Origin of the sequence: Polyangium sp. 15x6, from assembly GCF_029960785.1 — a bacterium.
Lineage (GTDB): Bacteria > Myxococcota_A > Polyangia > Polyangiales > Polyangiaceae > Polyangium.
The window spans coordinates 18017-41874 of record NZ_JASBQE010000039.1; the positions used below are offsets into that span (position 1 = coordinate 18017).

Here is a 23858-nt window from a genome sequence, read left to right on the forward strand (position 1 = left end):
CGCCGCCCCCCACGCGCGCCTTCGCTCCCCGCCCACGCGTCATTTTCCTGCGCCCACGCGCCCCAGAGACACGCCCACACGCCTCGCGCCTCGCTCGCGCGTGAAGCCTCCGCGCGCCCTCGCCCCGCGCCTGGCATATCCCGTGCAATGGCTTCCTGCGCGGCGCACGAGACGGGACCTCTCCCGTCTACCGCCACACGACAACCCCAACCGCCCCCCATTGGAGGCTGATCATGAACGACCCCAAGAAACCCGTCTCCGGCGACAAGCACATCGACGCGAGCGACCTCGCGCTCATCGACGTCACCCCCGAGCAAATGCTGAAGTTCATCAAGATTCGCGAGGGCGTCGCGCACGCAATCGCCAACCTGAGGCGCCTCACCCCCGAGCAGATCGACCGCGCAGGGCTGAACGCGGGGGACGTGCAGCGCGCCCTCCATATCGCCGACGAGCACCAGCAACTCGACGCCATGGTCCCCGCAGCAGAGAAGCTCGCCGAGATGCTCATCGAGACCCGCGCCTCGCGGGGCCACGATCTCGCCATGCTCCTCGGCGAAATCGCCTCGCAAGCGCGGCGGCGCGGCCAGCGCGACCCAAAGGGCCCGGAGATCCTCGGCCCCCTCGAGGACCTCTTCGCCTATCAATACGGCCCCGCCCAGAAAAGCGCCGCCACCCGCGCCAAATCGAGCAGCCCGGCCGAGCAGAACGGGCCAAGCCAAAGCACCGGCTGATCCAGGGACACGGGCGGCGCCTCGCCGGGGCGCCGCCCCGGACCCCGCGGGGGCTGTTCGCCCCTCGACCCGAACCAGCGCAAGCGCTGGACCATTTGGGGAAGAACTGCGCGATGCGCAGTTCTTCCCACGGGCCCGTGGCAAGACCCAAGGCAGCGTTGCCGATTGAGGCCTGTTCGATGAACTGCGCATCGCGCAGTTCATCGACCCCGGGTCCAGCGCTTGCGCTGGTCCGGGTCCAGGGGCGGATAGCCCCTGGTGGGGCCTGGGGCAACGCCCCAGCGAAGCGGCTCCCAGATGAGACCCACGCTCAGCGCCAGGGTGGATCCGGCCGAGGCCGGCGGGCGTACCCTCGGAATGAGCACGCCTATTTCCAGCCGCTTTCATTTCACCCACCTCCTCTTGCTCGCCGCCACCTGCGCGGGCGCGACCGCGTGCCTCGCCGCCGGGGACGACGCCGTGCGTATCGGCGACGCCCCCGAGAGCGGCATTCAGGGCATCACGATCGTGCCCACGAACCCCACGTCGCCGCCCCCTCCGCCTCCACCTCCGCCGCCCCCGTGCGTCACGAACGTGAGTTCGAATCCTGCCTTCGGCTGCCTCACCGCGGCCTGGATTTATGGCCCGGGTGTGGGGCTCGAGTCCATGCTGAGCTCGGCCGTGGGGTGCGGCTGCGAGGCCGAGATCGTCACGACCGGCGTGGTGCCCGCCGCGTGCAACGTGCAACGCGTCGCCGTGAGCTGCGGGAGCGGCACACCTCCGTTCAACGCCGTCTCGCCCATTCCTCCGGGCGAGTATCCGTGTGAAGGCCTCACGAACGACGACGGCACCCCGAGGGTCATCGAGGTCAATACGAACGAGCTCCCGTTCATGGGCATCCACATCGATCCGGACAACAACGGCCAGCTCTGCGACGTCACCCTCGACCCCTTCGTGGGGCCCATCGATCGCGAGATCAAGGAAAAGTGCTCCAGTTGCCACACGGACAACGAACCCCAATGGTGGCCCGAGGAGACCGACACGGAAGAAGAAAGCTGCCCCTACTGCCACGCGAACAACGAGCCCCCATGGCGGCCCCAGGTGGCCGCCATGGCGGACGCCGAGTCCCTCACACGAGGCCCCCGCCCCGCGTCAGGGCGCTTCCGGCACGCAGACTTTGCCCGATTTCGGTGACGACCGAAGCCCCCGGCGCCGCCGGCGCACGCACGCACCGGCGAGGACCAGCCCGAGGAACCAGCCGTCCTCGCCCGCCTCCGAGGCCGGGCCGCCCGCGCTACGGCACGCGCATCCGCCGCCGCTCGAGATCGACCCCTGGTCGGGACAGAGCTCGCCGTTTAGCGGGTAATCGCAGATGCCCGTCAGCGGGTTGCAGATGCCGGCGCCGTGGCAATCGTCGGGCGGCGGCAGGCATTCCACGAGCTCAGAGCCCGTGCACGCGCCTGCCTGGCACGTATCCGTCTTCGTGCAGGCATTTTCGTCGTCGCAAGCCGTGCCGTCCTCGGCCGCGGTGAACGAGCATTCTCCCGTTGCCGGATCACAGGTCCCTTTGCCGGTCTGGCAGACGCCGGCAGGTGGACAAACCACGGGATTGCCGCCCGTGCAGACCCCGCTCTGACAGGTATCGAGCTCGGTGCACGCGTCGCCGTCGTCGCAAACGAGCCCATTGGGCTGATTCGGGTACACGCACGCGCCGGTCGCCGGATCACAGGCGCCGTCCTCGCGGCACGCGTCGGGCGCTGGGCACGCTTTCGTGGCGCCGCCCGTGCAGACGCCCGCCTCGCAGGCGTCCTCGTCGGTGCACGGATTGCCGTCGTCGCAGGGGATGCCGTCGGGCAACGTGCCGTTGCATTCGCCCGTCGCGGGGTCGCAGATACCCGCGACGTGGCATGCGTCGGCCGCCGGACAGGACTTCTGCGTCCCCGCGCAGGTCCCCGCCTGGCAGGCGTCGTTCTCCGTGCAAGGATTGCCGTCGTCGCACGTATAGCCGTCCGGCAGCGTCCCCGTGCATGCGCCCGTGAGCGGATCACACACGCCCGCGATGTGGCATTGGTCCGGCGCCGGGCAGCTCTTTTGCGTGCCGGCGCAGGTGCCCTGCGCGCAGGCGTCGTTCTGGGTGCAGGGATTGCCGTCGTTGCAAGGGACGCCGTCGTCCTTGTTCACGTACACGCACTGGCCATTCTGCGGGTTGCACGTGACCGAGTGCTGGCAGGCGTTCGGCGGTGCGCACGCGATCGGGTTCCCCCCGGAGCAGGCGCCGCTCTGACACGTGTCCGTCTGCGTACAACCATTGCCATCGTTGCAGGGCGTTCCGTTCGGCAGCGCCGGCGTCGAGCACGCTCCCGTCTGTGGGTTGCAGGCGCCGGGCCCGTGGCAGTCGTCGATGGGCGCGCAGGTCACGCTCGCGCCCGCCATGCAGCTGCCGCCCTGGCAGGCGTCGTTCTCGGTGCAGAGGTTTCCGTCGTTGCACGGCGACCCGTTCGGCTTGACCGGGTTCGAGCACACGCCCGTCTGCGGATTGCATACCCCCGCGTCGTGGCACTGGTCCTGCGCCTGGCAGGTCACGGGGTTGCCCTGACAAGCACCCCCCTGGCAGGTGTCGACGAGCGTGCAGGCGTCGTTGTCGTTGCAGGGCGTCCCGTTCGCCTTGATCGGCGTAGAGCACAGCCCCGTCTGCGGGTTGCACGTCCCCGCGTCGTGGCATGCGTCGATGGGCTGACAGACGATCGGCGCGCCGCCGGTGCACACGCCGCCCTGGCACGAATCGGCCTGCGTGCAGGCATTGTTGTCGCTGCAGGCGGCGCCGTTCGGCTTCGGCGGATTCGTGCACATCCCCGTGGCGGGATTACACACGCCGGGATCGCTGCACGGTCCTTGCGCCTGGCAGACGATCGGCTGGCCGCCGACGCAGATCCCATTCTGGCACGAGTCGTTCGCCGTACAGAGGTTGCTATCGTTGCAGGGCGCGCCGCTCGGCTTGATCGGGTTCGAGCACAGGCCCGTCTGCGGATTGCAGACGCCGGGGTCGTGGCATGCATCGCTCGGCGGACACGGGACGGGCGGGCCGCCCATGCACGCGCCGTTCAAGCAGATGTCGTTCTGCGTGCAAACGTTGTTGTCGTTGCAGGGCGTGCCATTGAACTTCGGCGGGTTCGAGCACAGGCCCGTCTGCGGGTTGCAGACCCCTGCGTCGTGGCATTGATCGAGCGGCATGCAGGTCACCGCTGGCATCCCTTGACAAACCCCGTTCGTGCAGGCGTCGTTCGCCGTGCACGCATTGCCGTCGTCGCAGGTCGAGCCGTCTGGATCATTTTGCACGGCGCAAGCGCCGGAGGCGTCACACACGCCTGATTTGCAGGCGCCCGGGTCCGGACAATTCAGGGTACCGACGCAGGTCCCCTCCACACACGTATCCGCGGTGGTGCAGCTCGCGCCGTCGTCACACGGGACATCCGACAGGGGTTCATGGGTGCACAGACCACCGAACACCAGGATGCATACATCCTGGGTGCACGGGTTCTTGTCATCGCAATCGACCGGGATACACGCCTCCGGCGAGGAGGGTTCCCTCGGACGATCGCCGGCCGGCACATCTCCCTTCGACGCCCCGACCCGCGGCGCCTCCTTGGCCCAGCGAATCCCCGCGAGCGCCGCCTCGCCCCCCGCATCCACGCCGAGCGCCACGCGCCCCTCGTCCACCCAAAGCCGCGCCGTCACCTCGCGCCCATTCGCCGCGTGGGCCTCGGGCGTCGTCACCCGCACACGCACCACGCCGCGCTCGTCCACGAGCGCGACCGCTTCCCCTTCTTGTCGCGGCGTCGCCCCCTCCACGTCCCACGTCGCCACGACGTGCTCCTCGGCGACCCCGGGCCCGAGGAGCAGCCACGCCTCGATTCCTCCGGTCGCGGCGGTCCAGAACGACGAACCCCCCTCGCTCGCGTACGCGACGGCGCCCTCGGCGTTCACGCCCGCGCCGCGCATCCCGGGCGAGCGTACGCGGATCTCCGCGCCGTCCGGCAAGACGAGCACGACCGCCCCGTCGCCCTCGCGTGGCAGACGCGCCCCGAGTCCCTCCGATTGTGACGGCAAGACAAACGCGTCGTCTCCCGGGACAAACGCCTCCTCGCCCGCGAGCACGCGCGGCGCCTCCGCGGGGAAGCGGGTCCGAAGCTCCACGATCGCCGCCGGCTCGGCCTCGCCGCAGCCCAGGCACCCCTGCGCCACGGTGCCGAGGAAGACGAGGGGAGCGAGGACCGCGAGATGCCTACCGAGAGGACGAATCTGCATACGAACTCCGAGCGTCGAGGCCGTCAGCCAGCCCGGGACGATCTCAAAGAATCGCGATCGCGTCCATCGATTCGCTCGCTCGTGCTGCGTGCGTCAGGGCGCGCCCGGCACGCACGTCTCGCCGGACTTGCTGACGCGGCACAACCTGCTCCGCTCGATGCGGACTTCGATCTTCTCCGGCGGCGGCGACGACAGGAGCACCCGCCACGCGTCGCGGTCCGGCCGTTCGAGGAGCGCGTAAATCGCGAGCGTCCCCTTCTCCGGCACCGGCACCTTGATCACCTGCGCCTGCCCGGGCAGCACCACCACCGATTTCTGCACCGACTCGTCGGGCGTGGTCACGCGTGCCGCGACGGACTCGTACGACTCCGCGCCGAACGTCTTTTCGTCGATCGCGCGGGCGAGCACGTAGACCGAGCGCGCGCCATTCGCGTCGGCCGCCGGACGGAGCACGAGCTCCACCTGGGAAGCATTCGACGACGCGCAACCGGCCCCGAGCATCGAGGCGAGCAGCGCGGTCAGGCCGCAGAGGGAGGCGTGGCCTCGCACGGGCGCAGTATCAACGAGGCGTCGTGGCTTGTCCACTTAGCGTCGTGGAGGGCGGCGGCCGCGACGGGCAACGGTACCCGCGGTTCGGCGGCGGGAGGAGCACGTCCCATGGATCCGAGCCGAGATCGAAGGCCACGCGCGCGCCGAGCATCCACGACACCGCCGATCCTCGCCACGCCGGCGCCTCGCAGACGAGCCGGAGCGTCTGCCACGCCTCGCCCGTCCCCTCTTGCGACCGAGACGTCTTGCCGCCGCTCGAAAGGTCGGTGAGCTCCGCGCTCACGATCGCCGGCGTCGACGTCGACCAGGGCACGGGCAGGGGTTTCCACGCCGGCGCCTGATTGAACCCCGCAACGGTCGTCTCCCCCGCGCTGAGCGAGGACATCGTCACGGCCACCCGATCGTCCCGCTCCACCTTGGGCAGCGCGTGCGGCCGCACCGAAAGCGCGATCGCCTTGGGTTTGCCCGCCTCGTCCCAGAGCAGCCCCGAAAGCTGGTCGAACCAGCCGCCGACCTCGAGCGCCTCTTTCGGGAGCGCGACCGCGCGATAATCGAGCGGCCGCTTCGCCACCCACGCCCCGCCGTCGCTTCGCCGCGCGGCCGGCGCCACGCCGTCCTGGAAGGCGACGCGCATCGTGCCCTTGACGCCGAAGACTGAATCCACGTCGCTCGGCGGCGCCTCGACCTTCGCCGTCGGCATGAAGGGAAACCGCGTCCAGAGCGGCTCGCCGAGCGGTCGAATCTCGGTCTTGTAGATCTTGTCGACGGCCTTCTCCACGTTCGTCAGGGCATACTCGTAGACCTGATTCACCGGTAGAAGGAAAGGCCTCCGCATGTCCCCGCCCGGAATCCGGGCCGCGTCGAGCCACGCCTTCACCTGCGGCAGCGGCTGCTTCGGGTCGGGGTCGAGCAGGGACAAACCCAGCTTTCCCACGAGCGGCAAACGATCCCCGAGCGGCGCGCCCGCCGCCTGGAGCGGCCCGTCCTCCAGCGAGGCGATGAGTGGCGTCAGGATCGCGTAATACTTGTCGAGATTGACGGGTTTGCCCTTCTCGGGCTGGAGCGCCACGATGGGATCGAACGAGCGGAGCGCATTGCGCAGGATCGCGAGGTACGGGTCGTTGCCCGGGTCGATCGCCGCGTTCTCCGCCACGGTGGTCCAGAACTGGCCGAACCACGAGCTCGGCGTCGTCATGTCCTGCAGATCGGTCCGCAGCGACGCGAGCGAGCCCGACGAGAAGCCGAAGCCCTGCACGTAGGAAAACAGCGCGTTCTGGTAGGCCGTCGCGTACTGGTCCATCCCGTCGCGCGCGAGCCGCGCGAGCGCGTCGCGCTCGGTCTGCTGCACGCACGCCCCCGTGAGCGCGGCGTCGAGCTTCGTGAACGCGGGCACGAGCTCGTCATTGACGGCCCGCATCGTGTAGAGCCCCGGCAAAGGCCGGCTCGGGCCGCGCCCCGGCATGTCGCTCGCGCCCACCGCAGGGAACGATTGGTTTGGCCCAAAGAACGGCGAGCGCTGCTTGGCCCGGACATCCTCCACGAACGCCTTCACGTACGCCGACGATTTGCTCGACGCGACGAGCCGGTCCCAGTCCTCCGCGCGATAGACGCGGTTCTTGTCGATCGGGTACGTCTCCTTCGAGGCCGTGTCCCCCGCGGGGCATTTCATCCCCTCGAGATCACCCACGATCTGCCGCAGCGTCCGGTTCTCCGCGCTCGGCACCTCGACCTTCGATCCGTCGACCTCGCCGAGCAGCCCTTCGAGCTCCTTGCTCTTCACCTGCACCCAGTCCGGGATCTGGCGGCTGCCGCCGGGCCCGAGCAGTTTGTCCGCGTCCTCCGGAGCCTCCGTCCGAAGCAGCGATTCGAGCTCCTTCTGCGAGGGCGCGTCATCCACGCCGCGCAGCGCATCCGAGAGCCTGCGCGCGCTCTCCGAGAGCGCGTCGACCTCGCCCGGCGGGACCGCGCCCTTCTTCAAGGACGCGTCGAGCCCTTCCAGAAACCCTGCCCAATCGCCCCGCGGAATGCCCTGGTCGAGCCCTTCGATCGCCCCCCGCCACGGCGAATACGAGAACGTCACGTAATCGCCGACGACGCTGTCCGGCACCTCGAGCACCTGCGCGAACGTCTCCTTGTCGCGCAGCGCGAGCTCGCCGAGATCGTTCTCCTCCGAGGCCCGCAAAAGCGCCACCGCATAAAGCCGCACCGGCAGCGAGGACGCCCTCGCCGCCGGCAGGAGATACACGTCGCGGATCTTCCCGAGGAACGCCTCGCGTTCGCCGCCTCCGTCACGTTCGGTCCGCGGCCGGTCGATCTCCTCTTTTGCGTGCGGATAAGCGTATCGCAAAGGCCACCAGCGTGGCCGGAGCGCCGCCCGGAGCGCCTTCGCGGCTTTTCCTTCGGCCCGATCGATCTCCACGTTGCGCGGCGGGCGCAGCGTGGTGAACCCCGCGACCTGCGCGGGCACGGCCTTCACGTCTTGCCAGTGCCACAGATACATCCCGCCGATGAGCCCCGCGATCGAGGCCCCGACGACGAGCGCGCCCAGCGTCCGCCGCCGCTCGTGCGCATTGAAATCGGATTGCACCGCCTGCGCGTCGAGGCCGAGCGGCTCGCCCACCATCCCCGCGTCCGCGCCCTCGGGCAAACCCGCCACCACGATCCCATCGAGCGCCGGCGTCGCGACCTGCGTCGCGCTTCCCACGAACGCGTCCAGGAACGGTTCGAGCGCCCCGAACACGCTGCCCCCGCCGCCCGCGAGCATCTTCGTCACCGCCGCCGTCTGCGCGGCCGGCAGCGTTTTGATCGCGGAGGACAAACACGGGTCGAGCGGCGCGAGCAGCCCTTCGAGGTCCGCCGCGCGCCGGCCCGCGGGCTTCAAGGTCTGCGTCGCGTGTCCCTCGTCCTCGGCCACGCGCGCGAGCGGGACGAAGCCTTCGAGGCGCTCGTCGAGGTGCGAAAGGACGACCCGCACCCGCGGCGCGCGCCCGCGCCGGAGCGACGTGAGCCTGTCGACCACGTCCCGCCCGAGCGCGCCGAGGCGCCTGAGGCCCGCGGGCGTGAACGAAGGCGCGCGCGCGTCGATCACGAAGAGGACGACCGGCACCCGGAGCGCGATGGGCTTCCAGAGATCCGCGAGCGAAGAGCGCGCCTCGGGCCGCGTGTCTTCGAGCAGCTCGCCGCTGATCTCCTGCACGAGCGCGTGCTGGCCCGCGAACATCGAGAGCCGCGCGTCCGACGTATCGCTCGGCGCGACCTGCGAGGCCGAACCCGAGCGCGCGAGCCCCGTCTGGATCACGCTCGTCTTGCCCGCACGACGCTCGCCGAGCACGACGACGATCGGCGCGCCCTGCACGCTCTCCGGCAGGCGGCGCACGAAATCGTCCCACGTCCGGTCGAGCGAGCGCGGCGAGGGCAACGGCGGCGCCTCCTCGCCGGCTTTCTTACGGGACCGTACGAACAAATAAATGCCGAGGACGAGCAGCAAGACCCCCACGAGGGCGATCGCGGCGATCACCCAGGGGTTCAAGGACGCTCCCAGCGCTGCGGCCTGCTGCATCGCGCGCGCCTCCTCGCCGCCCTAACCCCCCGCGGGCATACGTCGCCCGGCGAAGAAAAAGGCCTCGAAGAGCTCCTCCACCCGATCGAAGGCCAGCGCGAGCGCCTTCGGATCCCGCGCCTCGGGCGGCAAGGCGAGGGCCTCGCGGATGGGTTTCACGAACGGCGCGAGCACGTGGGGAGGCACGACGCCCGCGGCGCCCGCTTCGACCGCCGCGAGAAGGGCCGCCGCGTCCGGCGGAGGCGGCGAACGAGGCGCGGCCTCGACGTCGACCCGGGGAGGCGGTGGGGGCGCGGACGGACGGCGCCCGCTCGCTCGCCATCGTGCGAGCAGCGAGGACCGCGGATCACTCTCCTTGCCTCCGGCCGCCATTCCCTCGGCACTTCACCACAGAAGGCTGACGAGGGCAAAAACCGCGTGAAAACCTGCCGCGACGCCCAGGGCAAGCAGGGCGTACCGCAGCGCGGCCCGGGCCCGGACCGTGGGGGCCGCGGCCGTCTTCTGCGGCGCCTCGCTCCGCGGCAGGCAGCGCGCGAGCCTCTCCTTCCAGGCGCGGATCTCCTGGGGCTCGTCGAAATGGCGGCCCACGAAACCACACTCCAGGCAATGCAGGTACGTCGCGACCACGAGCGGCTCGGGCTTGCTCTCGGGCGTGAGGAGCGCCGCCCGCTCGAAGAACTCGTCGCCGCCGTCGGTCTCGCCGAGCAGGTCCCATTGCAAGAGCGGCCACGGCGGGCTCTCCGGATCGCCCTCGCGCGCGAGCCGTGTCTGCACGCGTTCGTCCAGGAAAACCACGAGCGGGACGAGGACGCCCTCCATGGTGCTCGGCGAGACGATCTTGTCGAGCTTCGTGTCGAGGTCGTCGAGCCTCTTCCGGAGCTTCGCGCGGAGCGCCTCGACGTCGCGGGTCCTGTTGTTTCGCACGGCCGCGTCGACGATCCGCCCGGTGTCCTCGATACAGGCGACGATCTCCGCGAACGCGCGGGTATCGAGCGTGCCCGTCGCGCTCATGCCTTCGTCCCTCCGGAAAGCGCGCGCTGGCCCGCCATCGGGCGCGTCGTGATCTCCACGTCCACGGGCTCCTCCGTCCACGCGTCGAGGAGCGCGGCGATCTGCGCCGAGAGCCGCCGCACGAGCGGCGCCTCCTCGGGCGTCCTTTGCCGCACCGCGAGCCGATACACGCGCCGGATTCCTCCGGCGCGCCGGGCCGGATCCGGCGCCTCGCGCGAATCGAGCTCGTCGACGAGCGTGGCAAACCCTCGATACGCCCCATCTCCGCTCGCGCCGAGGATCTCCAGCATCCCCACGAGATCCCGCCGCCCGAGCGACGGCCGCATGCGGAGCGACAGCACGTCGAGGCACCGCGCCGGATCCCGCGCGAGCGGGCTCTCCGCGGGCGCGCGCATGCTGCCTACGAGCCGGAACGTCACGCCCGGCAAATGCCGCGTTTGCAAGCCGAGCGCGAGCTTTCCCGGCGACGCCGACCAGAGCACCGGCTGGGAAAACCGTGCTTCCGCGAGCACCTTGCAGGGCTGCTCGAAGGCGCCGTCGATGGAGAGCCTGAGCTCGGTCACCCCGTCGCCTTCTTCGATCTCGTACGTATCGCCGTCCTGCGCGAGCGCGGCGGGCAGAATCGGCACGAGCCCGCGATCCGTCGCCTTGTAGACCCCCCGCACCCCCGCGACCTCGACGCCTTCGAGCAGCGGCGAGGGCGAACGCACGGGCGCCGACGTCCGCGTCCCGTCCCAGAGGATCGGCTCGCCGAAATCGACCCACGCGTTCTCCACGGGGACGACGTGCAGGCGGAACGAATCGTTCGATACCGACAAACTCGTGGGGAACTCCTCGTCGAGCTCCAGGAAGAGGTCGAGCGTGTCCCACGGGGCGCGGGTCTGCGGGACCTCGACCTGCACGAAGAGCTCCTGCTCGGGCAGGTGGAAAAACGAGCGAACGCGGGCGAGCGCGCCGCGATCGTCGCCGTCTTCGAGGGCGCTCGCGCGCGGAGCGCCGAACGACACGCGGCAAGCCATCTCGGGCCCGTCGGTACCGGCCACCGCGAAGGCGCGCGTGAGGTGGCGCGAAAGCGCGTCGTGGAGCGCGAGCGACGCGCGATAATCGTCGAGACGCCGCACGTAAAACGAGAGCGTGGCCGCGTTTTTCCAGGAACGCCGGGCGCGGAGGCGGATCCGCACGAAGAGCCGCCGGTTCTGCTCGACGAGCCGCGCGCCGGTGACGTCGATCGGCAGGATCGAGAGCGGCCGCATCATCGCAAAGAGCCCGACCTTGCCCTCGGCCGACATCGCGCGGAGCAGCGTGCCTCGCGGCAAGACCGCAGGCTCGACGCGCTCCTCGCCGACCACGCATTCGACCATCATCGACGCGGGCGCCGGGGCGATCAGCTCGTCGAGCGTGCCGGCGGCGATGCGACGGACGGCCGCGGCCGTCGCGCGCTGGGCGGCGGCGCGTGTCCTCGCCGAGAAGAAGGCCTGCGCTTCGAGGATCCGGCGCACGTCGGGATCTTCGGCCCCGAGCGAGAGCGCGCCCTCGGCCTCGCGGCGCGCGGCGAACGCGTCGAGCGCGGAGAGCTCCTCGAGGAAGAGCGAATTCAAAATCTCGGCCTCCGCCATCGTCCCCTCCTATCCGAGATTGACCAGGTTTCCCTGCACGTTCGTCATGGCGCCCTTGAGGGTCGCGATGCCGGACGATTCGAGGTTCATCGTGCCATCGGCCTTCGCCTCGATCATCGCGCCCTTGGCCGAGATCTGGCTCGTCCCTTCGAGCTTGAGCGTCGCCGTCGTCGACAGCGTCGCGCCCGCGCTCTCGAGCGTCAACGTATTCGAGCTCGCGCCCGTGAGCCCCACCTTCGACGACCCCTCGACGGTCACGTTTTGCGCCCCCGAGATGGCCACGTTCGCGTCCGAGGAGATCGTCGCGTCCTTCGTGCTCTGCACGGAGAACGTATCCTGGCTCGTCCAGCTCGACGCCTTGGTGGAGGTCATGGTGATCGTCTCGTCGGCCGTGACCTCGAATTGCTTGCAGGCGATCGCGATCTTCTCCGACGTCTGCGTGATCGTGCTCGTGGCCGAATCCCCGGCGACCTTGATCTCGATCTTCGTCCCGTCCATCACGATGGTCTGCGTGATGCTCGCGTCGGCGTTGACCACGGTCACGGTGATCCCCGCCGTCTTGTCCATCTCGATGGTGCAGACCAGCGGCATGGCCGACTACCCTCCCGTCTCCTCGACCTTGAGGGTCATCTTGCCCTCCTCCAGCCGGAGGAGCACGGTGTCCTTGTCGTTCGTGCGGAGCACGCGCAGGACGGGTTTTTCGTCCTGGTAATCGTGGAGCACGGAGGTGTTGTTCGTCGAGGTTTTCCCGAGGAAGAGGTGCTGCCCCTGCCCGTCCTTGGCCACGCGCGCCTCACCGCGCCAATCGATCATCCGGATGACCGTGGCCTTGCCGAAATCGAGGGCCACGAGCACGCGCTGGTTCTTGTAGAGCGGCAGATACAGGTTCCCCGCCCCGCTCTCCGGCTCGTACGGCGCGCTGATCTCCTTGTTCTCGAAGAGCGGAATCTTGACCGTGTATTGATCGACCGAGGTGTCCTGGTCCGTCACGAAATCGTACGTGACGTCGGTATCTGCCCCGACGGCGCTCACCACCTTGCCTTCGAGGTGACCCGGGAAGCGCGGCTCGACGATGGATGGCAGGCGAACGCGCGCCTCGCTCTTCTCTTCGAGGCGGGCCGTGCATTCGACGGAGAAGCTCGCCGCGGTGTCGCCGTAGGTCAGCTCCGGCCCGCCGTCGAGCGCGCGCGCTTCGAGCAAGAGGGAAAACACGCGGAAGGGCTCGGTCGCCGCGATCAGGTTCGCGCTGTGACCGCCCGTCGTGGAGATGTCGAGCAAGCTGCCCGGTGAAACGGCCACCGTGGGAAACCGCCGGAACGAGAGCTCGACCTCGCGCTTGGGCAGGAGGGGCCGCGCGGTCTCCAGGGTGACGCGATCGTCGACGTCCTGCGCGATCGGCGTGCGGAGGAGCGTGTCGCGATACATGCCCGTCGCCGCATTCGTGTTGTCGATGAGCTGGGTCGCCGTGCTCTCGGTGTACGAGTTCAGGACGCGCGGCTTGTAGCGCGGGACCTCGGGGAAAAACGAGGTCATGGAGGAGAGGTCGTCGAGCAAGAGCTCCGAAGCCTCGCCGCTCGTGTCCTTGGCCCCCTTGATCGAATACGTGCCCTCCGCGTGATCGTACGTGAAGACGCCGTTCCGGTAGCGGACGTACCAGATCACGAGATCGTAAAAGCTCGATCGCGCGATGGGGTCGAGATGAAAAAAGACCTGCGAGACCGTCTTGGTGATGACGTCCCAATCGTAGGTCAGGCTGATCTTGTCGCCCTTGTGGGCCTCGATCACGTCCTTGAACGTCGTCTGGGTGTAGAGCGCGCAGGGGAAATGCTGGCGCCAGAGGGCCTGCGCCGGGTCCACGAACGTGACGCGGTAGCGCCGACAGAGCACCGCCGGCTCGTCCATCACCCGCTGCGTCGTCTCCTCGCGCACCGACTTTTCGAGCACGAGGCCGCTCGTCTTGATCTCCGCGTCGTCGGCCTCGGTGTCGGTCTCGAGGTGCCCCGGCTTGATCGAAAGGGAGACTGCGCCGAGGTCGGGTTTCACGAAATCGGCGAGCAGGTCGTCGGTGTATTTCCCGCCCCACGACGAGTCGTCCTGCATGACGAACTCGACGGAGCCCGAGACGCCCCACGCTTCCATGCGCAAGGAAAAACCCCGCACGTTGCCGCCCGGGATCGTGTGCTCCGTCCCCCCGACCGTGAGCGCCAGCGTGATTTCGAGTTTTTCCTTCAAGGCCCGCCTCCGCCGGCGGAGCCTACCCTCGGCGTACGGAGACGTTCCGGAGGACGCTGTGAAAAAACACGTGATACGTCACCGGCAGTCCTCCCACGAGGCCCGTGAGCGTGAATCGCACCCAGAGGCCCCGGTCGCGGCCGATCAGGGTGAGCTTCGGTTCGAGCAGCCGCGGCTCGTACGCCCGCACGACCCCGAGCATCTCGGCGCACAGCTCGTCGAGCAGGGGCTTCGTCGCGAAATGGCCGTCGTACCGGCCGAGCCCGTACACCTCGACCGCCGAGGCATATCCGGCCTTCGCGTTGAGCGAAACCTCGAGGTTGCGCGCGATGCTCTCCAGACGGGGCTCGTGATCGCCCCTGAGCTTGCCGTAAAACGACAACGACGGCCTCCTCCGCGGTCCCTTCTATCACGACCGCCTCCAGGAGAGCAGCACCTGCAAGCCCTCGAGCTCCTTGGGCATCAAAAAACAGATCGCCCGCTCCCGGAGCACGGCCCCCCACTCACGCGCGTCCTCGCCCGCCGACGAGCCCGCCCCCACGATCCGATAAAAATCCACCGGCCCGCCGAACCGATGCCGGAACGGCGGGTTCGGCGAATACACGAGGCGCATGCCACGGAGCGCATGCTCGCGCACGAGGCGGAGCCGCCCCGGGCTCGAGAGCACCGTGCCTTCGAGCGGCAGTTTGTCCGCGGTGCGATTCTTGAGGACCACGACGTAAAGCTCGGTCGCGCCGAGGGCCTCTGGCGGGAGATCTCCCGCGACGAGACGACCATTCTCGGGGACGAACGAGATCGCCGGCTCCTCGGGCAGGGGCACGCGGGCGCGCGACGAGATCTCGTCGAGCACGACGCCGAAGACGCGGGCGAGATCGTGATGGTCGTAGGGAGGCGCCGCGAACGGCGCGGCTCGCTCGTCGAGCAAGCCGAGCTCGAGCGCGAAATTGCGTAATGCCGAGTAGACCGGATACGGGTGCAGGTGCACCCCGCGGTCCATGTCGTCGAGCAGCCCGCCGAGCTTGCGGGCCTCGACACGCACGCGAAAGAGCGCCGCCGCCGAATCCCCGCGCGCCACGGCCTCCAGCGCGAGATCGTCGAGCGCGCCTTCGATCTCGGCGAGCTCGCCGCGCAGGCGCGTGAGGCGCGGCGCGAGGTAAGGCGTGGAGCCGAGCCGCACGAGCGGCGGGATGAAATCCGTCGAGAGGCGGAACTGGCCCCCGGTCGTGACCTCGAAATGGCCGAGCTCCGCCCGGCCAATGCTGCCCTCGATGCTCGCCTCGGACGAGAGCACGACGCGGAGGAAGACGCGCGGGATTTCCTTGGGCGAGGGCGGCTCGAGCGCCCCCTCCGCATTCGCCTCGTCGTCCGGAGGCAAGACGTGGGCGAACACCTCGACGCGGCGCCGCCCGACGGCCTTGAGATCGAGCGGCGCGCTGAGGCGGGCATTGCCGGGCACGTCCACGAGCGCCCCGTCCGGCAGGACGGCGGAGAGGCCCGACACCCAGAGCACGCCATTCCTGGGATCGTCGCCGTTCCATTCGAGCCGCGCGATCCCGGTGAGGGGCAAACCGAGGAGGCTCGCCCGCAGCGCGGCTTCGGCCGAGAGCGCATCCTCGAGACCGAGGAAATGCTCGGGGAGCAGGACCTGCCCGATCCGCCATTTCGGCCGTGCCAGCGCCGCCACGGTTCGTCCCGGCTAGCTCTGCGCCAAGCCCCAGAGCTTGGCGAAGTTCTTCCCCTTGCCGACGGCGACCTGCAGCGATTGCGCCGAGGGCTGGGGCTTGATGCCGGTGTTGAAGGTGAAATTGATCGGCGACTGCACCTCGCCCGACGCGTCGTCCGCCACCGAGAGGTTCAGCTCATCGCCCCGCTTCTCCAGGATCCCATTCATGTCGGTCGAGTTCGAGTGGAAGCAGAGGTAATACTCCTTCTGCACCGGGTCGTACTCGTAGACCGAGAACTGGAACGTGACCAGCACGTTCGTCATGGATGTGTAAATCAGGAGGGCGATGTTCTGCTTGTTCGTCGCGGAGACCTGCCCCGTCAGATAGACCGCGTCGGTGACGCCCGTCTCCCAGAGGATGTCGCGCAGGACCGCGACGACCGCCAGGTCCTCGGTCGGGTTCATGGGATTCTTGCAGGTGAGATCGGCGGTCAGCGTCGTATCTCCGACCTTGATGGACGTGATGAAACCGACCGCTGTCTGCTTGTCCTTCTTGTAGTTGAAGCCCTGATAAACGTCGAGGACTTTACGAAATTCCGGCATGGCCGCTCATCCTTTCCTGAATGCTCGATCCCGTATCAGGGCCCGCCCAGGGCCGCTTCGAGCCGGAGCTCGACGTCCATTCCTTCGAATTGCGCGTGCGGCAGGACCGAGATGATCGACTTGTACCAGCCGAACGGCCCGGGCTTCGGCTCCACGGTCACGTCCACGGCCTTGAACGGATAGAACCGCAAGGTCAGATCGTCGGGATTGACGACCGTCGTGACGTATCCGCCGAGCCAATTGGCGAGCACCTGCTGGATGTACGGGCCATCGGCCGTGCTGCCGATGTACTCGCGCATCATGCGCTTGACGAAATGCGCGATGCGGGTGATCGAGAACGTGTAGGCGAGGTTCGTCACGAGGTGCGCGTTCTTCGTGTTGAGGTCCTCCACGAACGTGCGCGCCTTCTTAATCGACTGCGAGCTGAAGAACGTCGCCACCGACTCGTTCTTCTTGTGCACGAGCGGGATGAACCCGTTCGAGGCGAACTGGAGCTCGCGGAAATCGGGAATCGCGATCTCCACGGGCGGCTGCACGTGCTCGTAGCCGTTCTTCTCGTACGTGAAGACCGTGAGGCCCTCGACGAGGCCGCCGCCGCGCGGACCGCGGATGTGCTGGGCCCAGCCGGAGCTCTCGAAGGAGCGGACCATGTTCTTCGCGAACAGGATGGCCGCGTTGCCCCAGAGGAAATGGCTCGCGTCGTCCGTGCGGCCCGGATGCACCGTCTCCTTGTAGCCGACGACGTTGCCCGGCTCGAGCTTGGACGCATGGCCGTACGGGCCGCGCAGGAGGTAGCGCGGCAGGACGAGCCCGATGTACGCGGCGTAATCGGTCTCGCGCAGCTCGTTGTATCTGCCGAAATGCGGGTGCGTGAGCACCGCGTCGAGGTCGCCGATCTCCGCGACCTCCTGCATCGTCTTGCAGGGGTTGAAGAACGTGGGGGAGACCGCGGCGACGAACGGGCAATGGGAGGCGTTCGACACGCGGCCCATGGCGCGCAGCCAGTCGATATCCTCGTCCGACGAGTCGAACTCGTAGAGACCGATCATCGTGGCGAAGGGCTTGCCGCCGTAGCGATCGTACTCCTGGATGTAGACCTTGTTGAAGAGGCTGCCGCCGAAGATGTCGGTGTCGTGATCGATGACGTCGGCGCCGATCTCGTCCTTGCTGCCGTCGAGGAAATCGATGATGACGTCCTCGCTCTCGACGCCGGACGCGAGGTGGTTGAGGCCCCGCCAGGACGCCTCGAGCGCCTGGAGATTGTCGTCGTGGAAGACGTCGTCGAGGTGCTTGCCGAGCTTCTCGTCGATCTTCTGCGCGACGAGCGCGATGGCCTCCACGACGTTCGAGTAGCTGGCGAAGGCCTTCAGCGGACCGAGCTCTTCGCCGCGCGAGAGCTCGAGGTTGTCGTCGCAATTGACGAGCAGCGCCGCGAGGTCGTTCATGAACCGCGCGCCGTCGTTGATGTCGACGTTGCGATCGTCGAACTTGAGCGGCGCCACGGCGCCCGACTCGTCGGCGAGGGAGAGGGCGCCGCCATCCGTCGGCGCAGGCGTCGCCGGCGGCTTGATGTAGCTGATCAGCGACTTCAGCGAGTCGCCTTCCTTGAGGTCGCCCGGGGTCTCACCAAATGCGCCGAGCAGATCGCCTTTGAGCTCTTCGGCTGTTCTTTGCGTAGTCATGATCGCTCCTCGACCTCAGATCTCGAGCACCTTGTAATTGGTCTTCGCCCACTTCTGGAGCTCCTTGAGCCCCTCGGGCGAGGCGAGCGCGCGCTTCATCTGGGCGCGCAGCTCGGGGCGGTTGCGCAGCATCGACTGGAGCTCGAGCATCATCAGCTTGAGGACGCGGAGGCGCTGGAGCTCGGGGATGCTGCTCGCCACGGCGTCCGGCGAGAAATGCTTCAGCGACGCGAAGGGCACCGTGCGCTCCGCGCTGACGTCAATCGGCGTGGTGATCGGCAGGGCGTACACCCGGCCCTTCGTGGTGTCCGTCTCGCCGTCTTCCTCGGCCACGGGCGTGGGCACCTTGTCCTTCGCGAGCGCGATCTGGCGATTGTGCAAGATGCCCGTCACGAGGCCGACCTTCTTGCGGGTCGACGGATCGATCGTGTCGCCGGCGACCTCGCCGGAGAATGTGATCGTCGCGGATTCGACGGTGAGGTTGCCCGCGTCGTCGATCGCGCTCACCTCGAGCGTGCCGCCAATGACGATGCTGCCGTCGATGCGGCTCACGCCATTCTGCTCCACCGTGCTCTCGAAATGCGCCGTGCCCGAGAGCGGATACTTGCCAGGCTCCTTGCGGGCGATGGCGCCGCTCGGGACCGTGCAGACGACCCGGTCGAGCTTCACGGTGCCGGGCAGCGTCGATCGGAGGTACGAAAGCGTTTTCGGCAAATGCCAGGTGGGCACGATCTCGTGGAGGTGATCGTCGACGGTCGTGCCGCGCTTGATGGAGCGGACGTTCCGCTCGGAGAGGGCCGGGAGCAGCCCCGCGGCGCGCTTGGAGCGGCCCTCGAACTCACCCAGGACCAGGATCCGGTAGGGCAGCTTCTCCTGCTGCGGCGTGCCGGTAATGTTGGTCCGGTAGGTGATGGTGAGCCTGGACTTGAAAATCTGGTCCTGGATGTACTTGCTCAAGATCGGTTCTCCTTCCCCACCACCTCGTCCAAACGAGGCAAGGCGCGCGTGTGCCAGCGATGCGCCGCTCGCCTTTGCCCCCCTCGTGCAGAAAACCCGAGGACCGAACCGTGGGGGCTCGGGGCTTTACGGTTCCAATCGCGCATAGCGTTCCACGGGCGCGCTCCCTCGGACAAATTTGCCGTCACATCGGGCGGTCGGGCGGGCGCCCCTCGAAGAGCGTGTGGATCTCGGAAGGCCGCGATTTCGCAAGCGGGTCCCAGCCGAGCTCGCCTGGCCCGCGGACGATGAGCTTGCCCGACGCCTCGTGATCGACGAGCAACACGCGCAGGTGCACGGCCGCGCCGGAAAGCGCGGGCAAGACGTGATCGAAGAGACGTGCGCGCGCCTCGCGTGTCCACGGCTCGTTCGTCCAGGTCCGCGACGCGTCCGTGACCAGAATGGCATCGATCCCGGGCACCGAGACCTCGGCCTCGCCGCCGAGCGCGGAAATGCCGAGCGTCGCCTGTCCAATCCGCGCGTCGGGCGCGGGCAAGCGACGCTCGTGTCCGGCGCGGCGCACCGAGACGTCGAGCTCGGGATAGACCTTGCGAAAGAGCCAGCCGAGCGTGATCGGCGACGAGGGGCGGGCGAGCGTGAATGCCGAGCCGCGCAGGGAACGAGGGCGCGGGACGAGGCGCTCGTTCTCCACGGGCGCGCGCGACGCGGCGTGATCGTCGAGGAGGCGATGGTCGGCGAGCCCGACGATGCCTTCGAGCGCCGGACCCGCTTGTGGATGCGCGAAGAGCTCCTGAAAATACGAGGGCAGCGGGGTCGTGACCGCGCGCATGCCGAGGTTCAGGGTGACGGCGATATGGTCGCCGAAAAACTCGACCGCGCGCACGAGCGTGGGTTCGAGCGCGAGCGAGGGGTGACTGCGAAACCGCAAGGCGCGGTCGGGAAAACGCGCGCGGAGCAAGGCCACGAGAGCCGGGAGCTCGAAGGCGGGGGCGGCGCGCGAAATGGCCTCCTCCAGCGCGGCGCGGCCTGCGCCGGGCGGAGCGGGGGGCATTTCGGAGGACAGCGGCGCCGGCCCGTCCATGCGTCAGGTCCCGACGAACGCGTCGAGGTCGACCTGATAGAGCTGCTCCAGCGCCTGCCACGCGGCCCCCCCCTCGGCTTCCCAGTGCGGCGCGATGTCGCCGATGTGCGCCGAGAGAAGGCGGAAATGGGGCGCGAGCAAGGCGGGCAGGTACACGCGCGGATCGAATCGATCGAGGACACGGCGCACGTCCTGCGCCACGATCGCGGCCTTGCCCATATCGCCGCGGCTCACGAGGAGCTCGAACGCTTCGAGCTTGCGGATGAACTGCTCGAGCGCGGGCGAGACCTCGATCGTGCGTGCGGGCGGCGTGCTGGGATGGAGTTTTTCCGAATCGAACACAGGCTCGGGATCGGAAAGTGGTTTCTCTTCGAGCTCGTCCACGACTTGTTCCTCGATCAGCTCCAGCTCCGCGGGCGTGACCTCCGCCGGGGGCGGCGGCGGCGGCGGCGGCGGCGGCGGCACGCGCTGGAAGACGCTCTCGCTGCGTGCGCGGAGCGCGGCGAGCTCACGCACGGATTGCGGGGACTCGATCACCGTCGTGATCGCCTTGGCGAGCGCCTCGGCCTCGGCGGCGGTCCTCGCCGGCAAATCGCGCTGGATCGTCGTGGCCCAGGTCTTCCACGTCGCGTCTCGTTTGGCTTCGTAGAAATCGATGGACGATCGAATTCCGCGAAACAAGAGCGTCCAGGCCGAATCGGCGACGCGTGTTTTGCGCTGGAACGGCCGGAGCGCGCGAAAGCCTCCTTCGAGGGCGAAACGTACTGTCGCGAGGATCTCGGGCAATGCCACCGGGCCTCGCTCGGCGAAGACCCCGAGCAGGAAGGACGCGATGAGCCGGGCGTCGGTCGCGCCGTCCTCGATCGAGAGCGAGGCACGCTCGGCGGCGGCGCGGAGCTCGCCGCCCTGGGCGAGGCGCAACGTATCGTCCACGGCCGCGGTGGTCGCATCCATTCCGGGGCCGGAGAGGGCGTGCGTGACGAGGTGCGGATCGAGCATGACGAGGACCTCGGACCGGACGTATGTCGGGACAGACTCTTCAGGTCCCGAGCATCTGCGCCCGGAGGGCGGTCAGATCACGGAAGACGGGGCTGCCCGCCTTCCGCAGGAGGATGCCCGAGGAGTATTGCCGATGGCACCAGTCGAGGTCCAATTCCTTGCCGACGCGCCGGGGGAAGAGGGGGAAGACCTCCACGCGCTCGGGGAGGAAGTCCTCGCCGAGATCCGCGCGGATCGTGCGGGAAACGAGGGCGGAGACGTCCTTTTCGGAGACGTCGTTCGCGCCCGTGAAGACGAGCAGGAGGAAGGCCCAGCGGGCGCCCGGCTCGCCGGCCGGCACGGGCACGACGGCGGCGCCCACGACGCCGGGCAGCGTGGAGACGCGGGCCGTGACCTCGCTCGCGGGATACACGCGCGCGGCGCGGCGCGGGAGGAGGGTGGAGCCATAAAGGAACTCGGCGCCGAGGCTCGCCAGAATGAAAAACCCTTCTTTGCCGGGCAAGGGGACGAAGATCCCGGTCGCGCCCACGGCAGGTTCACCGCTGCCGCCGGAATCCAGCAGGAGGTACGGGCGACCGGGCGCGGGCAAAACGCGGGCGTTGCTGCTGCCGGGCCGGCGGGTGGAGACGAGCAGGCAGCCGCCGCTGGCCGCGTCGACGAGGACGTTGCTCACGGGAACACGCGCCAGATCGTTTCTCTTGACGAACTCGTTGTGGGCGATCCAGTCGAGCGGCTCGTCGACGCTCCGGAAGACATGGCGGAGGCGCGCGAGGCGCGCGGGTTTGCGGCGAAGGTGGGCCGCGACCGCCGGGGCCACGCCGAGCACGGTGATCGGCGATTTTTCGAGGAGGGTCGGGTCTTCTTCGAGATCGGCCTTTCGAATGTGAACGAATGTCGCGCCCGCGAGCCAGGTCGCGAGGAGCAGGGCCGGCATGTGCTGCTGCATCGGGAAATCCGGCGCTGCGAGGGCGTCACCGGGTCCGATGCGATAAGCGAACACGGCGTCGCGCAAGGCGTCTTCGAGGGCACGCGCGGCGGGTAGATCGACGGGGACGAGCAGGGGCGCGCGCAGCGGGGAGAAGAGGCGGGCGCAGGGTTCGTCGGGCGCGTACGCATATGGGGGCGCGCGCAGGGCCGGGCCATTCTCGACGAGGGGCAACGCGAGCGCGGCGAAATCGCCGAGCGGCGGAGGGTCTTCGGGATCGAAGACGACGTGCGCGGGTCCGAGCGCTTCGAGGCGCGCGGCGAGCGCGTGGGCGCCCGCGGGTTCGAGGATGGAGACGCAAAGGCCGAGGCGCAGGGCCGCGGCGAGGGCCACGACGAACGCGGGTCCGAGGGGAAGGACGAGGGCGATCGGCGCGCCGGCCTTGGCGCCGCGCTTTGCCCAGGCGGCCGCGCACGCGGAGGCGCGCGCGTCGAGCGCGGAGAACGAGAGCGAGCGCGCCGTGAAACGTTCATACCAGACAAACGCCGGCCGGCCCGCGGCGACGTGGCGCAGGACGGCGTCGTGATAGAGATCCTGCGGCTTTCCCGGCCGGCTCCGGAGCGGCGAGCCTATTTCGCGAGCGAACTCGAAGAGGGCGGACCAGAAGGAATCCGGGGTCTCGCAGCTCTCGGCGAGCCAGCCGATCGAGGGGACTTCGTCCTCGCGGGAGAGGTCGAGGCTCTGGACGAGGGCGGGGATCTCCATGAGGCGCCCGGGCAGACGAGCAGGGCGCACGCGGCGGCGCAAGTTTTCTGCGAAGCTCGGGCGCCGCGGCGGCGCGCTCGCTCAATTGCAGGTGGCCCCGTCCTCGAAGCACTTCTGGAAGTTGCAGCGGCATACCACGCTCCGACCGCCCGGCAGGTCCGTGGTCCAGCCATCCTTGGAGCAATCGGAGAACGAGCACCGCGTGCGGGCCGTTTCACCGCCGGGCAGATCCGTTTCCCAGCCGTTCTTCACGCAATCGGAGAACGAGCATCGCGTCCGCGCCGTCGTGCCATCCGGAAAGCTCGTCTCCCAGCCGTTCTTCACGCAATTGGAGAACGAGCACCGCGTCCGCGCCGTCGTGCCATCGGGGTAGCGGGCCTCCCAGCCGTCTTTCATGCAGTCGCCGAAGGAGCAACGCACGTCGATGTCGCCCTCGGGCGTCGAGGTCGTCCAGCCGTCCTTCAGGCAATTGCTGAATTTGCATCGGCCCGCGGCGAACTCCGCGGCGGCCACGTAACGGGTCGTCTTCGCTTGCGCTTTTCGTTCGGCTTCCTCTGCCGCGGCCTCGGCGGCGACACGCTCGGCTTCGATCTTGCGGAGCTGGGCGACGTCACTCGCCGCGCTCGCCCATTTCAATTTCTTCGGGTCGTCGTGGGCCCAGGAGAGGCACGCGCCGGTGAACGAAGGGACATCGGCCGCGGGGACCTTGGGCCTGACGCGATGGCAGGCCCGGAGAACGATGGCGTTGGCATCGGCGTGCGGCGCGACTTCGGTGAGCAGGTCGAACGATTCGAGTGAAGGGGCTTTCTCGATCGCCTTTTCGAGATACCCGGCGGCCTCGAGCTCCAGCTTGGCCACCTCTATTTCGCCGTTCCTCGCAGCCTTCGTGCGCCTCAGTTCGATCACGTGCTCGGCGAAGGACCTGGCGTCGTCGACCAGGTCTTTGCCCTCCGTGATCTTCGAGCGCAGCGACGCGAGCTCGACCTGGATCTCCTCCACGCGCGTGGCCTCCGCGTCCTCTTTCTTTTCGACCTCCGCGACCCGCGCGGCGGTGCGATTCTCCGGGGGGACCTCGACTGGCTCGGACTCTCCGAAGCCACTCGTCTGTGCTTGCGTCTGCACTTGCAGCGGGATGAACGAGCACCCCATGCCGAGGACGACGGGCAGCCCGAGGACGAGGGTCCAAGCCTTGGACATGCGC

General features: G+C 68.7%; 19 protein-coding genes. 2 read left to right on the top strand and 17 right to left on the bottom strand.

The window, feature by feature from the left end; translation table 11 throughout:
- The first annotated feature begins 233 nt into the window (after positions 1 to 233).
- The gene (locus QHF83_RS26605) at positions 234 to 731 is read left to right on the top strand and encodes a hypothetical protein (RefSeq protein WP_282420753.1); all 498 of its coding nucleotides are present in this window, start codon (positions 234 to 236) and stop codon (positions 729 to 731) included.
- Positions 732 to 1088: 357 nt separating this feature from the next.
- Positions 1089 to 1904 carry a hypothetical protein gene (locus QHF83_RS26610; protein ID WP_282420754.1) on the top strand — a complete coding sequence of 272 codons (816 nt, stop codon included), beginning with the start codon at positions 1089 to 1091 and terminating at the stop codon, positions 1902 to 1904.
- Here the strand turns inward: QHF83_RS26610 and QHF83_RS26615 are convergent.
- The 17 genes from QHF83_RS26615 to QHF83_RS26695 all read right to left on the bottom strand — a co-directional run bounded on the left by QHF83_RS26615 (position 1863) and on the right by QHF83_RS26695 (position 23854).
- Positions 1863 to 5015, bottom strand: coding sequence for a hypothetical protein (locus QHF83_RS26615; RefSeq protein WP_282420755.1), 3153 nt, complete (start codon positions 5013 to 5015; stop codon positions 1863 to 1865). The genes QHF83_RS26610 and QHF83_RS26615 overlap by 42 nt on opposite strands.
- Before the next feature lie 93 nt (positions 5016 to 5108).
- A complete protein-coding gene (locus tag QHF83_RS26620) occupies positions 5109 to 5564 on the bottom strand; it encodes a type VI secretion lipoprotein TssJ (protein ID WP_282420756.1) in 456 nt (151 codons plus the stop codon).
- Between the two features lie 10 nt (positions 5565 to 5574).
- Positions 5575 to 9123 (bottom strand): hypothetical protein, encoded by a 3549-nt coding sequence (locus QHF83_RS26625; protein ID WP_282420757.1) that lies wholly within the window; start codon positions 9121 to 9123, stop codon positions 5575 to 5577.
- Positions 9124 to 9144: 21 nt separating this feature from the next.
- Positions 9145 to 9495, bottom strand: coding sequence for a hypothetical protein (locus QHF83_RS26630; RefSeq protein ID WP_282420758.1), 351 nt, complete (start codon positions 9493 to 9495; stop codon positions 9145 to 9147).
- Positions 9496 to 9507: 12 nt separating this feature from the next.
- On the bottom strand, positions 9508 to 10134 hold the full coding sequence (locus tag QHF83_RS26635; RefSeq protein ID WP_282420759.1) for a DotU family type IV/VI secretion system protein: 627 nt from the start codon (positions 10132 to 10134) through the stop codon (positions 9508 to 9510).
- Positions 10131 to 11750, bottom strand: a complete 1620-nt coding sequence (locus QHF83_RS26640) for a type VI secretion system baseplate subunit TssF (protein ID WP_282420760.1) — start codon at positions 11748 to 11750, stop codon at positions 10131 to 10133. The genes QHF83_RS26635 and QHF83_RS26640 overlap by 4 nt, the downstream gene beginning before the upstream one ends.
- A 9-nt stretch (positions 11751 to 11759) precedes the next feature.
- Positions 11760 to 12341, bottom strand: a complete 582-nt coding sequence (locus QHF83_RS26645) for a hypothetical protein (protein ID WP_282420761.1) — start codon at positions 12339 to 12341, stop codon at positions 11760 to 11762.
- A gap of 6 nt (positions 12342 to 12347) precedes the next feature.
- Positions 12348 to 13982 carry a hypothetical protein gene (locus QHF83_RS26650; RefSeq protein ID WP_282420762.1) on the bottom strand — a complete coding sequence of 545 codons (1635 nt, stop codon included), beginning with the start codon at positions 13980 to 13982 and terminating at the stop codon, positions 12348 to 12350.
- Between the two features lie 22 nt (positions 13983 to 14004).
- Entirely contained in the window at positions 14005 to 14364 is a 360-nt protein-coding gene (locus QHF83_RS26655; protein ID WP_282420763.1) for a GPW/gp25 family protein, read from the bottom strand.
- 27 nt (positions 14365 to 14391) lie between these two features.
- Entirely contained in the window at positions 14392 to 15666 is a 1275-nt protein-coding gene (gene tssK / locus QHF83_RS26660; RefSeq protein WP_282420764.1) for a type VI secretion system baseplate subunit TssK, read from the bottom strand.
- A gap of 12 nt (positions 15667 to 15678) precedes the next feature.
- Positions 15679 to 16248 carry a hypothetical protein gene (locus tag QHF83_RS26665; RefSeq protein WP_282420765.1) on the bottom strand — a complete coding sequence of 190 codons (570 nt, stop codon included), beginning with the start codon at positions 16246 to 16248 and terminating at the stop codon, positions 15679 to 15681.
- Between the two features lie 35 nt (positions 16249 to 16283).
- Positions 16284 to 17930 carry a type VI secretion system contractile sheath large subunit gene (gene tssC, locus QHF83_RS26670; protein ID WP_282420766.1) on the bottom strand — a complete coding sequence of 549 codons (1647 nt, stop codon included), beginning with the start codon at positions 17928 to 17930 and terminating at the stop codon, positions 16284 to 16286.
- Positions 17931 to 17945: 15 nt separating this feature from the next.
- Positions 17946 to 18887 (bottom strand): type VI secretion system contractile sheath small subunit, encoded by a 942-nt coding sequence (locus QHF83_RS26675; RefSeq protein WP_282420767.1) that lies wholly within the window; start codon positions 18885 to 18887, stop codon positions 17946 to 17948.
- A 184-nt stretch (positions 18888 to 19071) separates the two neighbouring features.
- On the bottom strand, positions 19072 to 19968 hold the full coding sequence (locus QHF83_RS26680) for a hypothetical protein (protein WP_282420768.1): 897 nt from the start codon (positions 19966 to 19968) through the stop codon (positions 19072 to 19074).
- Between the two features lie 3 nt (positions 19969 to 19971).
- Positions 19972 to 20967: a type VI secretion system protein IglI family protein gene (locus QHF83_RS26685; RefSeq protein WP_282420769.1), complete on the bottom strand. Its 996-nt coding sequence runs from the start codon at positions 20965 to 20967 to the stop codon at positions 19972 to 19974.
- A gap of 40 nt (positions 20968 to 21007) precedes the next feature.
- Entirely contained in the window at positions 21008 to 22657 is a 1650-nt protein-coding gene (locus QHF83_RS26690; protein ID WP_282420770.1) for an AMP-binding protein, read from the bottom strand.
- An 81-nt stretch (positions 22658 to 22738) separates the two neighbouring features.
- Positions 22739 to 23854 (bottom strand): hypothetical protein, encoded by a 1116-nt coding sequence (locus tag QHF83_RS26695; protein ID WP_282420771.1) that lies wholly within the window; start codon positions 23852 to 23854, stop codon positions 22739 to 22741.
- Between the last annotated feature and the right edge of the window lie 4 nt (positions 23855 to 23858).

What these genes read in the sequence shown, in the direction of transcription:
- QHF83_RS26610 (WP_282420754.1), top strand. Translation starts at nt 1,089, where the DNA reads ATGAGCACGCCTATTTCCAGCCGCTTTCATTTCACCCACCTCCTCTTG.
- QHF83_RS26635 (WP_282420759.1), bottom strand. Translation starts at nt 10,134, where the DNA reads ATGAGCGCGACGGGCACGCTCGATACCCGCGCGTTCGCGGAGATCGTC.
- QHF83_RS26690 (WP_282420770.1), bottom strand. Translation starts at nt 22,657, where the DNA reads ATGGAGATCCCCGCCCTCGTCCAGAGCCTCGACCTCTCCCGCGAGGAC.
- tssC (WP_282420766.1), bottom strand. Translation starts at nt 17,930, where the DNA reads ATGACTACGCAAAGAACAGCCGAAGAGCTCAAAGGCGATCTGCTCGGC.
- QHF83_RS26645 (WP_282420761.1), bottom strand. Translation starts at nt 12,341, where the DNA reads ATGCCGCTGGTCTGCACCATCGAGATGGACAAGACGGCGGGGATCACC.
- QHF83_RS26685 (WP_282420769.1), bottom strand. Translation starts at nt 20,967, where the DNA reads ATGCTCGATCCGCACCTCGTCACGCACGCCCTCTCCGGCCCCGGAATG.
- QHF83_RS26695 (WP_282420771.1), bottom strand. Translation starts at nt 23,854, where the DNA reads ATGTCCAAGGCTTGGACCCTCGTCCTCGGGCTGCCCGTCGTCCTCGGC.
- QHF83_RS26680 (WP_282420768.1), bottom strand. Translation starts at nt 19,968, where the DNA reads ATGGACGGGCCGGCGCCGCTGTCCTCCGAAATGCCCCCCGCTCCGCCC.
- QHF83_RS26605 (WP_282420753.1), top strand. Translation starts at nt 234, where the DNA reads ATGAACGACCCCAAGAAACCCGTCTCCGGCGACAAGCACATCGACGCG.
- QHF83_RS26630 (WP_282420758.1), bottom strand. Translation starts at nt 9,495, where the DNA reads ATGGCGGCCGGAGGCAAGGAGAGTGATCCGCGGTCCTCGCTGCTCGCA.
- QHF83_RS26615 (WP_282420755.1), bottom strand. Translation starts at nt 5,015, where the DNA reads ATGCAGATTCGTCCTCTCGGTAGGCATCTCGCGGTCCTCGCTCCCCTC.
- QHF83_RS26625 (WP_282420757.1), bottom strand. Translation starts at nt 9,123, where the DNA reads ATGCAGCAGGCCGCAGCGCTGGGAGCGTCCTTGAACCCCTGGGTGATC.
- QHF83_RS26640 (WP_282420760.1), bottom strand. Translation starts at nt 11,750, where the DNA reads ATGGCGGAGGCCGAGATTTTGAATTCGCTCTTCCTCGAGGAGCTCTCC.
- QHF83_RS26665 (WP_282420765.1), bottom strand. Translation starts at nt 16,248, where the DNA reads ATGCCGGAATTTCGTAAAGTCCTCGACGTTTATCAGGGCTTCAACTAC.